Source organism: Escherichia sp. 94.0001, from assembly GCF_013369155.2.
Classification (GTDB): Bacteria; Pseudomonadota; Gammaproteobacteria; order Enterobacterales; family Enterobacteriaceae; genus Escherichia; species Escherichia coli_F.
Map to the genome: position 1 here is coordinate 17,154 of NZ_JABWMS020000003.1, position 11,618 is coordinate 28,771.

The following is an 11,618-nucleotide window of genomic DNA, read 5'->3' on the forward strand; positions in this document are numbered from 1 at the left end:
TTCACGCCGAAAGCGATTATTTATTCCCGCCAGATGATATGGCACAGTTTGTGATCTTTTTCGCGGCATAACAGAATGCGGGCGAAAACATCGTTGATTTCACCATCTTCACTGTCCGCCAGACCAATCACCACTTCGGCAAAAAAGTCCGGGTTCAAATCGAAATCAACATGTTCCTGCCAGTCTTCTGCCGGATCGAATAACTCCGCGCCGCCGCGCTCTTCAAACTGAAGATTGAACAGCAGAACATCAGCTGGATCGAGATTGTCGGCAGCCAGTTCGAGAAAAATATCGTAGGCCTGCTCAAGCGTTTCATCTTCAGTCAGGCGATTGTTTAGATCCATATCCATAGTCACTACCTGTTTAACCTCTGTTGGCGACGTTTTACAGCAACGGGCTGAAGAAGTAAAACAGTCGCTCGGCGACACGTTGCCATAATGGGCGTTTTAGCCATAAACGGGCATCGAGCAGACGAGAACGCGAAATATAATCGTCCTGAACGGCGGCGAGGTCAGCACCAAACCCTTTATCGTCGATTGCCAGGGTAATCTCGAAATTCAGCCACAGACTACGCATATCAAGGTTAACGGTACCAACCAGACTTAATTCGCCATCGACCAGCACGCTCTTGGTATGCAATAACCCGCCTTCAAACTGATAAATTTTAACCCCAGCAGCCAGCAGTTCCGTAAAGAACGCGCGACTGGCCCAGCCAACCAGCATTGAATCATTTTTTCGCGGAAGGATAATACTGACATCCACCCCGCGCTGCGCCGCCGTGCAAATCGCATGAAGTAAATCATCGCTGGGCACAAAGTAGGGCGTCGTCATGATCAAATATTCACGTGCCGAATAAGCCGCAGTCAGTAATGCCTGGTGAATGAGATCTTCCGGAAAGCCGGGGCCAGAGGCAATTGTGTGAATGGTGTGACCGCTGGCCTGCTCAAACGGCATAATATTGACATCTGGTGGTGGCGGCAGAATACGTTTCCCGGTTTCAATCTCCCAGTCGCAGGAATATATAATCCCCATCGCGGTGGCGATGGGACCTTCCATACGCGCCATCAGATCAATCCATTGCCCTACACCCGCATCCTGTTTGAAGTAGCGAGGGTCGACCATATTCATGCTGCCGGTGTACGCGATGTAATTATCGATCATGATCATCTTGCGATGTTGGCGCAGATCCATACGGCGTAAAAACACACGCATCAGATTGACCTTTAAGGCTTCGACCACTTCAATACCGGCATTACGCATTAGCTCGGGCCACGGGCTGCGGAAAAAAGCCACACTGCCGGCGGAGTCAAGCATCAATCGGCAATGAATGCCGCGTCGCGCAGCGGCCATTAATGATTCAGCCACCTGGTCCGCCATGCCGCCGGGCTGCCAGATATAAAACACCATCTCGATATTATGGCGAGCGAGCTGGATGTCGCGGATTAACGCCTGCATCACATCATCTGACTCGGTCATCAGTTGCAGCTGATTCCCTTTGACCCCAGCGATCCCCTGACGACGCTCACAAAGCTTGAATAGTGGCGCAGCGACACTGCTATTTTCTTCGGCGAAGATATGCTTACAGGCTTTAAGGTCGTTAAGCCATTTTGCGGTGGAAGGCCACATCGCTCTGGCGCGCTCAGCGCGGCGTTTGCCTAAATGGAGCTCGCCAACGGCAAGATAGGCAATAATTCCGACTAACGGCAGAATGTAAATAATCAACAGCCAGGCCATCGCGGAGGGAACTGCGCGTCGTTTCATTAGAATGCGTAAAGTTACGCCTGCAATGAGCAACCAGTATCCCAGAATGGCCAACCAACTCACCAACGTATAAACGGTTGTCATAGATTAGAAATCCTTTTGAAAGCGCATTGTTATGAGTTTACGCATATGGATTCATCTGGCAAATAAAAACGCGGGAAAAGCACTGGTCAGCGTCGGGGGCGGGGGTATAATGACCATTCTGTTATTGCATAGAGTAGTTAACATGAAGCGGAGTAGAACGGAAGTGGGGCGCTGGCGCATGCAGCGTCAGGCTAGCCGACGTAAATCGCGTTGGCTTGAGGGGCAGTCGCGCCGAAATATGCGTATCCACAGCATCAGGAAGTGCATTCTAAACAAACAGCGTAACTCGTTATTGTTTGCGATCTACAATATCTAAATGTTCTGGGCACCATTGCGGTGCCCAATAAGTTTGCCCTTTCGTCTTCAAACTCTATTTTTGCGCCGATTCTTTGCTGTCAGTTTTCGTTTCTTGTTCATCGTTATCGCTGAAAATGCCATGACCGGAGTTCAACAACATTGAAACGAGCATATCATTATTAATCTCTTCACCATTTAAAACTCGTGCCAGAATTTCGCTGCCAAACAGTTGCGGCGAGAGAATGATATCCGGATGTACCATCTTAATCTTATTCAGGTTTTTGCTATCACTGACGGCGAGAACTGTTTTGACATCACTGCTCATATCTTTTGCCGAGAGTACAACAAACGCGTTATCAGCATCGTTATCACTCAGCGCCAGAATGGCCCGGCATCGATCGATTCCTGCTTTCTTTAATACTGAACTGTCATTACTGTCACCGGGGATAACATCAGCGTTATCACCTAAGCGTTGCTCAAGTTGCTTGATATCATCTTCAGGCAAGTTGCTGATAACCGTTACATTTTGTCCGCGTTGATTCAGTTGCAGAATCGTATTGATGGCGAGAATCGAATGCCCGCAAACAATAAAATGATCTTTACGATGCATTGTATGATTGTTTCCTTTTACAAGTTTGTTGAATCCCCCGCGGATAAGCGGACCAAAAATTGAAGTCATGGAGGTGGCAAAAACGGTAATGCCGGAAATAATGACCGAAATAGTGAACAATCGTGCTGATTCAGAAACAGGGACAATATCGCCATAGCCGACAGTTGACATGGTTTCTATCGAAAAATAGAACGCGGTCATCAAACTTTCTATTCGCGGATTAAAACCTTCGCTTAAATAAAGCGCTCCGTAGGTGGAGTAAAACAGTAACGTCGTGAAACTAATAAATGCGAAAATTGTCCCGGCTGCGGCGCTACTGTGGGAGAAGTCTTTGCGCAGTATCAGCAAAAACACCAGCGTAAAAATGCAAAATCCAATACTAAATTTCAGCCAGGGATAAAAATGCAGGGTGTAAATTAGCGCTATCAGCAACAAAATGATACTGATTGCCCATGCGAGCTTTGCCCGGAACAGTAAGCCAATGGAGTTCAGGACAAGAAAGACGCCGAGCATAAAGAGTGGGGCATTTGCCAGCAAGGAGAGATCTAACTCTGAAAAGGCTTTGATATGGAAAATATCAAGCAAATTGACCGACATACCATAGATTGTTTTAAAAATAAGCAATCCATTTAAAAAGACGGCCAGCGCGAGAATGTCGTGCCGTAGGGTCACCCATAAATTTGTTGCTGTTTGTTTGAATGTAGTCCAGTGACTCACTGATACCTCTGTAACCACAATTTTGTTTAATTATCTCAACGTGCACATTTTCTGAACATACATGCAGCACGTGAATGTGTTAAACAATAGTAGATGACTTTATCTGAAGTAATCAAAGGTTTTGAGTGAGCAACTCTGCGTCAGGAAAGGGCATTTTTCCTGAATATGCTCACATCATATAAAGAAATACAGATAAAGTTATTATCTGCTTGTGGGGGTGAATGCACTGACCGACCTATAAGGAAAGGCCAAACTAGAACACGGTTGCTAAAACCGTGCCCTTAAATATTGAATCTCTATTCAGAACACTTTCTTAAATGGTTTCACTGAAACGTGTTCATAGACTCCTGCCGCTACGTACGGGTCAGCATCGGCCCAGGCCTGAGCTGCTTCCAGCGATTCAAATTCAGCAATAACAGTTGAGCCAGTAAATCCCGCAGCCCCTGGATCGTTACTGTCTACTGCTGGCATTGGACCGGCGGTCAACAATCGACCTTCATCATGCAGTAACTGTAAACGTGCTAAATGTGCCGGACGAACGGAAAGGCGTTTTTCGAGGCTATCAGCTTTGTCTTGAGCGTAAATAACATACAACACGGGCACAACTCCTTGTTCGGGAAAGTTGTAAAGTACGTTATTTGAAAGGGCGAAGATCTGCAACGGAAAGATGATGCCTTTGTTAAGACCATGCATAAAGTAAGGTCAATTACGCCAAAAATGACATTTTCACTGATCCTGATCGTCTTGCCTTATTGAATATGATTGCTATTTGCATTTAAAATCGAGGCCTGGTTTTTCTACTGAAATGATTATGACTTCAATGACCCTTGATTTACCTCGCCGCTTCCCCTGGCCGACGTTACTTTCGGTCTGCATTCATGGTGCTGTTGTGGCGGGTCTGCTCTATACCTCGGTACATCAGGTTATTGAACTACCTGCGCCTGCGCAGCCAATTTCTGTCACGATGGTTGCGCCTGCGGATCTCGAACCGCCACAAGCCGTTCAGCCGCCACCGGAGCCGGTGGTAGAGCCAGAACCGGAACCTGAGCCGATCCCTGAACCGCCAAAAGAAGCACCGGTGGTCATTGAAAAGCCTAAGCCGAAACCTAAGCCAAAACCGAAGCCGGTGAAAAAGGTACAGGAGCAGCCAAAACGCGATGTCAAACCCGTAGAATCGCGTCCGGCATCACCGTTTGAAAATACGGCACCCGCGCGCCCGACATCAAGTACGGCGACGGCTGCAACCAGCAAGCCGGTTACAAGTGTGGCTTCAGGACCACGCGCATTAAGTCGCAATCAGCCGCAGTATCCGGCACGAGCACAGGCATTGCGCATTGAAGGGCAGGTTAAAGTTAAATTTGATGTCACGTCGGATGGTCGCGTGGATAACGTGCAAATCCTCTCAGCCAAGCCTGCGAACATGTTTGAGCGTGAGGTGAAAAATGCGATGCGCAGATGGCGTTATGAGCCGGGTAAGCCAGGCAGTGGGATTGTGGTGAATATCCTGTTTAAAATTAACGGCACCACCGAAATACAGTAAGCAGAAAGTCAAAAGCCTCCGACCGGAGGCTTTTGACTATTACTCAACAGGTAAGGCGCGAGGTTTTCCTTCAGGATCAACCGCGACATACTTAAATAATGCTTCTGTCGCTTTATAGCGTTGCCCGATGGGTTCAGACGCGACTTTTTTCACCCACACTTCAATATTAATGCTGACCGATGTCGTCCCTTTCTGGACACAGCGTGCATAGCAGCACACCACATCGCCGACCGCAACCGGTCGTAAGAAAGTCATTCCTTCAACCCGCACGGTCACTACGCGACCGTGCGCAATTTCTTTCGCCAGAATAGCGCCGCCAATATCCATTTGTGACATTAACCAACCACCAAAGATGTCACCATTGGCATTGGTATCGGCGGGCATGGCTAAAGTACGTAAAACAAGATCGCCCTGAGGGACGTTATGTGTTGTAGACATGGTAAAACCGACTTAAAAGGAAAATCACAGGCGCGATGCTACTATGATTTTCCTGAGGAGAACAGAGGAGATACAGTGCCAGCCCCGAAGGACTGGCAGTCTGGTTAGGATTTATCTTCCTGCGGCATGTGGCGGTAGATATAGATACCGCTTAACAATGTGAAGATTAAGGTAAGAGCGGTCAGGCCAAACACTTTAAAGTTGACCCAAATATTTTGCGGCAGCCAGAATGCGATGTAGATGTTTGCCAGACCGCAAAGGATAAAGAAAACAGCCCAGGCCAGATTCAGCTTCGACCATACCGGTTGCGGCAGCGTGAGTTCTTTACCCAGCATCCGCTGAATTAGCGGCTTTTTCATCACCCATTGGCTGACTAACAGGGCACCTGCAAACAGGGCATAAATGACAGTAACCTTCCATTTAATAAACTCATCATTGTGGAAGAACAGCGTCAAGCCACCGAAGACGACCACCAGAATAAAAGTGATCAGGGCCATCTTCTCAACTTTACGAAAGCGAACCCAGCTATATATAAGCACAATCGCCGTGGCGACGATCAGCGCCGCAGTAGCCGCATAGATGTCATAAATCTTGTAAAACGCGAAAAAGACAACCAGCGGTAAAAAATCAAGAAACTGCTTCATTTTACGATTCCGTAATCAAATGCTTAAGGTTATTGGCGAATCAACATATACAGGCGGAACAGATAGATGAGCAGTACGGCTGAAATCATGTTGCTCAAAGTGTTCGCCAGTACGGCACCAATTTCCGGGGTTAATGCGGCAAAAGAAGAGGCAAAAAGCAGCAACAGTGTTTTTGCCAGCAACCAGCTCAGTACTGCGGGTGCCACCAGACGCATATTCGCCCATGTCAGCCGCATACTGCTACGCATCGAGGCAAAAATGCCCATTTTGTCCTGTACCAACATCACCGGTGCCAGAGCCAGTAAAATGGCCATGATAATTCCCGGAACGACCACCAGCATGATGCCAATCTGTACTAAAAGGGTAGTCAGAAAAATCAGAATAAATAACTTTGGCAATATCGGCGCACTGGCACCAATAGCTCGAAGCGCACTGACTCTCTGACCCGCAGACACCAGCTGGATAATTAATATTACGCCTCCGGCGAGAATGGCGTTACCGATTAATCCTGAAAAAGTGGACGCCGCTGAAGCCTGCAGCAAAATTTGTTGCTGTTCAGGTGACATATTCTGAACCAGGTCGAACAACCCACTACTGCCGCTAACGGGCACGCCGTCATTGAGCTGAGCAAGCTGTGCATCACTGGGTGAGAAAACATGCCCTAACACCACTGTGATAAACGCACATAGCAACGATACCAACAGAATGGTCATAAATTGATTACGGAAGAAATTTCCGGTGTCACGGTATACGGACTGCGCCGTGATAGACATGCACTCTCCTTGAGTTTTATGCAGGTGTTAATTAGCGGGCAATTGTACCCTGGTTAAGCCTCGGGTGGCAGCATCAGGTCTTGTATGGAAAAGCATATCTTTGTAAAGCGGAGGTAATTGCGGGTCTAAGCTATGGGCAAACCGCAGCAAGTGGCGAGCGAGTTAATGTTTGCGTAGTGAAATATATAGGAATTGATTTAAATCACATTAACCAGGATTCACAGTGCAACTTCTAAATTAATCCAGATCAATAAAGGGTGAATTATCATATATAATGTGATCTGTGTAGGATCATTTGTTACTCCAATGTGGGTATATTCGTCACGTTTTTATAACCATAACGACGGAGCGGATATGAAAAAGTTAACAGTGGCGGCTTTGGCAGTAACAACTCTTCTTTCTGGCAGTGCCTTTGCGCATGAAGCAGGCGAGTTTTTTATGCGTGCAGGTTCTGCAACTGTACGTCCAACAGAAGGTGCTGGTGGTACATTAGGAAGTCTGGGTGGATTTAGCGTAACCAATAACACTCAACTGGGCCTGACGTTTACTTATATGGCGACCGACAACATTGGTGTGGAATTACTGGCAGCTACGCCGTTCCGCCATAAAATCGGTACCCGGGCGACCGGTGATATTGCAACCGTTCATCATCTGCCGCCAACACTGATGGCGCAGTGGTATTTTGGTGATGCCAGCAGCAAATTCCGTCCTTACGTTGGTGCAGGTATTAACTACACCACCTTCTTTGATAATGGATTCAACGATCATGGCAAAGAGGCGGGGCTTTCCGATCTCAGTCTGAAAGACTCCTGGGGAGCTGCCGGGCAGGTGGGGGTTGATTATCTGATTAACCGTGACTGGTTGGTTAACATGTCAGTCTGGTACATGGATATTGATACCACTGCCAATTATAAACTGGGCGGTGCACAGCAACACGATAGCGTACGTCTTGATCCGTGGGTGTTTATGTTCTCAGCAGGATATCGTTTTTAATTCCGCACAAAAACGACCCCGTAATATACGGGGTCAATAAGGACATGGTATAAAGGGTATTATTTCTTCGCTTCTACGCCATCAGTTTCAGAGCGAATTAAAAATTTCTCCGTTGTTTGCGGAATATGCTGAATTAGCCAGTCGGCCATTTGCTTTTCCTCATTTAAAATCGCTTCGATAATCGGAATTGAGGCTGTATCACCGGCATTTTTTGCTGCTGCTAAGAGTGAGATATAACAGGCGATTTCAAATTGCTCGAAGACATATCCGCTAATAGAGCCTTTGACTATTTCATCAGAAGGGAATATACCACCGATTGACTGCCCAAGTGCAGCCATTTTACTCATAGAATCTTTAATGACTGAGCGTGAAATGTCATTACGATCAAGAATAGTTTCCAGTTGTACAATCTGGTTTTTGGTTTCACTAACATGTTGTTCAATACGAGCGCGTAGCTCAGGATAATTATCTATGCGGCTGGCCATGGATTCAAGCATAGATTCTGCTTGCTTTTCCATTGCGTGGGCGTCACGTAACCAGTCATGATAATGTTCAATACGATTCATGAAAATGTCCTCTTTATAAAATGACTAAAAGTTAAAGTTCATATTTCAGGCTTTATTTTCTGCTTTCTTATTTACGTTATTAAGGGCCAGATCAGTTAGTTTCATGTCGGTGGCCTTTTCTTCTTCCAGAGTTTCTTTCAGAAGCTTCGCTGCTTTACGATAACCTAATTGCTCAGCCAGTGTCGCTAATGTCCCGTAACTGGCGATCTCATAGTGCTCGACTTTCTGTGCAGCGGCAATCAGTGCGGCATCACGTACTTCGTTTTTCTCGGTACTTTCGATGACCTCATTAGCTTCTTCAATGAGACCTTCCATTGCCACACATTTCATGCGCTTAATTTTCAGGTTCGGTTCAGATTCCACAACTTGATCAATACGTTCAATCTGTCCATGAGTTTCCTCGAGGTGTGCATGAAAAGCCTGACTTAATTTTTCGTTTGATGTTGCTCTGGCGAGTTTTGCTAGTGCCCGTGTTAATTGTTTTTCTGCACTGTAGGTGTCTGAAAGCAGGTGAATAAATACATCTTCAATGGACTTCATATTCATATTTTTCTCCAGTGAAATCACTGCGAGCCATACGGCCCGCAGATGCAATTATCTTTCTCAGCTGATATTAATAATTAACGTTGAATCAGGATTTTCCTGATTTATTACCACCGCTTTGTTGACCGCCTTTTTTACCCGCTTCGGATGCGCGTTGCGGATCATTTTTAAAATTACCGCCGCTATGCTGACCGCCTTTACGGCCAGCGTCGGATGCCTTCTCACGGTCTTCGGCGAAATTTCCTGAACCACCACGATGTTCGGTCATGTTATTTCTCCCGTTGCGTTGCATTGTTTCATTAATATGGGTGTTGTGTGTCGACACTCATTAAAATTAGTCGCTAATGAGAATTAGTCAAATTAAGCGTAACGAGAGGCGAAGAGGGAAAATATATTTTGATCAGCGTTCTGGATATATTAACAATTGCCTGAGGAATAAGTGAATTAGGGAAAATTATTGATTTTACTGGTGTCATGTTGCGGGATTAATTTGTTCGATTATATTACAGTTGGGCGGAAAAATGACGTAAGTTGACGTACGTCAGGGGTAAGCGAAACGGTAAAAAGATAAATAATAAATGAATTTAGGATTTTTCCTGCTTCATTAAAGATAGTTAAAATGCCGCCAGCGGAACTGGCGGCTGTGGGATTAACTGCGCGTCGCTGCTTTCATCGGTTGTACAAAAGCTTTCAGTACCGCCAGCATTTTCTCTGGCTCATTAATATGTTGCTCGATGATTTTAACAATTGCCGAACCAGAAATCGCGCCCGCAGCTCCTGCATCAATCGCTGCTTTTACCTGACCCGGGGCGGAAATACCAAATCCTTGCAATGGAGGCGCAGCGTTGTACTCTTTCAGCTTCGCAACCAGATGATTGAGAGGTAACGCGGCACGGTTTTCAGCTCCGGTCACACCCGCACGCGACAATAAATAGGTGTAACCACGACCGTAAGAGGCAATCTGGCGCAGTAAATCATCATCAGCATTCGGCGGGCAGATGAAGATAGGTGCGACGTTATGGCGCAACGCGGCCTGGCGGAAGGCCGCAGACTCTTCCACGGGCACATCGGCAACCAGCACCGAATCGACGCCGACTTTCTCGCACTCGGCATAAAACTCATCAATGCCTTTGTTAAACACCAGGTTGGCATACATCAAAAGGCCGATGGGAATGGTCGGGTGCTTCTGGCGAATGAGTGCCAGCATCTCAAAGCACTGCGCCGGGGTTACTCCCGCCGCAAAAGCACGCAGTGTGGCGTTTTGAATCGTCGGGCCATCTGCCAGTGGGTCGGAGAAGGGGATACCTAACTCCAGCGCGTCAGCACCGGCTTCAATTAGCGTATCGATAATTTTCAGCGACTGCTCAATGCCCGGATCACCGAGGGTGACGAAAGGAACGAATGCGCCTTCTTTGCGCTCCTTCAGTTGGGCAAACAGAGATTCATAGCGTTCCATCAGATTTCCCCTCGTGCTTTCAAAATATCGTGAACGGTGAAGATGTCTTTATCGCCGCGACCGGAAAGGTTAACCACCAGTAGCTGCTCTTTTTCCGGGTTTTCGCGCATCATTTTCAGTGCGTGGGCCAGCGCGTGGGAGGATTCCAGCGCCGGAATAATCCCTTCGTGCAGGCACAGCGTTTTAAAGGCTTCCAGTGCTTCATCATCGGTGATTGACACATAATCAGCGCGTCCAATGCTGTTGAGATAAGCGTGTTGCGGGCCGACTGACGGGAAATCCAGTCCGGCAGAAATCGAGTAAGATTCTTCAATCTGCCCGTCTTCGGTTTGCATCATTGGCGCTTTCATACCGAAATAGATGCCCACGCGACCATGTTTTAACGGTGCGCCGTGCTCGCCAGTTTCGATACCGTGACCACCAGGCTCCACGCCGATCAGCCCGACGTCGGTTTCGTTGATGAAATCAGCAAACATGCCGATGGCATTCGAACCGCCGCCAACACAGGCAATAACGGCATCCGGCAGACGACCTTCTCTTTCCAGAATCTGCGCTTTCGTTTCTTCGCCAATCATCCGCTGAAACTCACGCACAATGGTCGGGTAAGGATGCGGGCCAGCTGCGGTGCCCAGCATATAGTGCGCGGTTTCGTAACTGCCGGACCAGTCGCGCAGCGCCTCGTTACAGGCATCTTTCAGCGTTGCAGAACCGCTATGCACCGGGATCACTTCCGCACCCATTAAGCGCATACGAAAAACGTTAGGCGACTGGCGTTCAACGTCTTTGGCACCCATATAAATACGGCATTTCAGGCCGAGCAGGGCGCTGGCAAGCGCAGAAGCCACGCCATGCTGACCTGCACCGGTTTCGGCGATGATTTCGGTTTTACCCATCCGCTTCGCCAGCAAAGCCTGGCCCAGAACCTGGTTAGTTTTATGCGCGCCGCCGTGCAGCAAATCTTCACGCTTCAGATACAGCGTGGTGTTCGTCCCGGCTGTAATGTTCTGACATTTGGTCAGCGCGGTTGGGCGCCCGGCATAGTTTTTCAGCAGGTCGTTGAACTGGGCCTGAAATTCAGGATCTTTTTGCGCGCTGACAAAAGCTTCTTCCAGCTGGCGCAGAGCAGGCATCAGGATTTGTGGCACGTACATGCCGCCAAACTCACCAAAATACGGGTTAAGTAATGTTGTCATTGT

15 protein-coding genes and 1 pseudogene are annotated in these 11,618 nt (G+C 47.6%); 3 read left to right on the forward strand and 13 right to left on the reverse strand.

Features of this window, described 5'->3' with window-relative positions:
• Positions 1-20 precede the first annotated feature (20 nt).
• A complete protein-coding gene (locus tag HEN33_RS02200; RefSeq protein ID WP_000366959.1) occupies positions 21-350 on the reverse strand; it encodes an HI1450 family dsDNA-mimic protein in 330 nt (109 codons plus the stop codon).
• A 34-nt stretch (positions 351-384) separates the two neighbouring features.
• Positions 385-1,845, reverse strand: coding sequence for a cardiolipin synthase (cls, locus tag HEN33_RS02205; RefSeq protein ID WP_000214516.1), 1,461 nt, complete (start codon positions 1,843-1,845; stop codon positions 385-387).
• 142 nt (positions 1,846-1,987) lie between these two features.
• Here cls and HEN33_RS02210 point away from each other — a divergent pair, with 142 nt between their 5' ends.
• Positions 1,988-2,161, forward strand: coding sequence for a YciY family protein (locus HEN33_RS02210; RefSeq protein WP_001309467.1), 174 nt, complete (start codon positions 1,988-1,990; stop codon positions 2,159-2,161).
• Between the two features lie 54 nt (positions 2,162-2,215).
• On the opposite strand, the gene kch is transcribed toward HEN33_RS02210, so the two are convergent.
• On the reverse strand, positions 2,216-3,469 hold the full coding sequence (gene kch / locus HEN33_RS02215; RefSeq protein ID WP_039020804.1) for a voltage-gated potassium channel protein: 1,254 nt from the start codon (positions 3,467-3,469) through the stop codon (positions 2,216-2,218).
• Positions 3,470-3,769: 300 nt separating this feature from the next.
• A complete protein-coding gene (locus HEN33_RS02220) occupies positions 3,770-4,066 on the reverse strand; it encodes a YciI family protein (RefSeq protein ID WP_000967595.1) in 297 nt (98 codons plus the stop codon).
• Positions 4,067-4,289: 223 nt separating this feature from the next.
• On the opposite strand from HEN33_RS02220, the gene tonB reads away from it, so the two are divergent.
• On the forward strand, positions 4,290-5,009 hold the full coding sequence (tonB, locus tag HEN33_RS02225; RefSeq protein WP_176263121.1) for a TonB system transport protein TonB: 720 nt from the start codon (positions 4,290-4,292) through the stop codon (positions 5,007-5,009).
• 39 nt (positions 5,010-5,048) lie between these two features.
• On the opposite strand, the gene yciA is transcribed toward tonB, so the two are convergent.
• The 4 genes and pseudogenes from yciA to HEN33_RS02245 form a co-directional block, all read right to left on the reverse strand.
• A complete protein-coding gene (gene yciA / locus HEN33_RS02230; RefSeq protein WP_000108160.1) occupies positions 5,049-5,447 on the reverse strand; it encodes an acyl-CoA thioester hydrolase YciA in 399 nt (132 codons plus the stop codon).
• A gap of 104 nt (positions 5,448-5,551) precedes the next feature.
• Positions 5,552-6,091: a septation protein A gene (locus HEN33_RS02235; RefSeq protein WP_176263115.1), complete on the reverse strand. Its 540-nt coding sequence runs from the start codon at positions 6,089-6,091 to the stop codon at positions 5,552-5,554.
• 29 nt (positions 6,092-6,120) lie between these two features.
• Positions 6,121-6,864, reverse strand: a complete 744-nt coding sequence (locus tag HEN33_RS02240; protein WP_000028542.1) for a YciC family protein — start codon at positions 6,862-6,864, stop codon at positions 6,121-6,123.
• 27 nt (positions 6,865-6,891) lie between these two features.
• A pseudogene (locus tag HEN33_RS02245) lies at positions 6,892-6,981 on the reverse strand (YkgJ family cysteine cluster protein); the annotation flags it as partial.
• Positions 6,982-7,218: 237 nt separating this feature from the next.
• Between HEN33_RS02245 and ompW the strand changes: the two are divergent.
• Entirely contained in the window at positions 7,219-7,857 is a 639-nt protein-coding gene (gene ompW / locus HEN33_RS02250; RefSeq protein WP_000737226.1) for an outer membrane protein OmpW, read from the forward strand.
• A gap of 59 nt (positions 7,858-7,916) precedes the next feature.
• Here ompW and HEN33_RS02255 read toward each other — a convergent pair whose 3' ends face one another.
• The 5 genes from HEN33_RS02255 to trpB all read right to left on the reverse strand — a co-directional run bounded on the left by HEN33_RS02255 (position 7,917) and on the right by trpB (position 11,615).
• Positions 7,917-8,423: a ferritin-like domain-containing protein gene (locus HEN33_RS02255; RefSeq protein ID WP_176263116.1), complete on the reverse strand. Its 507-nt coding sequence runs from the start codon at positions 8,421-8,423 to the stop codon at positions 7,917-7,919.
• 45 nt (positions 8,424-8,468) lie between these two features.
• A complete protein-coding gene (locus HEN33_RS02260) occupies positions 8,469-8,969 on the reverse strand; it encodes a YciE/YciF ferroxidase family protein (RefSeq protein ID WP_001056440.1) in 501 nt (166 codons plus the stop codon).
• A gap of 85 nt (positions 8,970-9,054) precedes the next feature.
• Positions 9,055-9,234, reverse strand: a complete 180-nt coding sequence (locus HEN33_RS02265; protein ID WP_000134812.1) for a con-10 family general stress protein — start codon at positions 9,232-9,234, stop codon at positions 9,055-9,057.
• 381 nt (positions 9,235-9,615) lie between these two features.
• Positions 9,616-10,422 (reverse strand): tryptophan synthase subunit alpha, encoded by an 807-nt coding sequence (trpA, locus tag HEN33_RS02270; protein WP_176263117.1) that lies wholly within the window; start codon positions 10,420-10,422, stop codon positions 9,616-9,618.
• The gene (trpB, locus tag HEN33_RS02275; protein ID WP_000209509.1) at positions 10,422-11,615 is read right to left on the reverse strand and encodes a tryptophan synthase subunit beta; all 1,194 of its coding nucleotides are present in this window, start codon (positions 11,613-11,615) and stop codon (positions 10,422-10,424) included. Before trpB ends, trpA begins: the two co-directional genes overlap by 1 nt.
• Between the last annotated feature and the right edge of the window lie 3 nt (positions 11,616-11,618).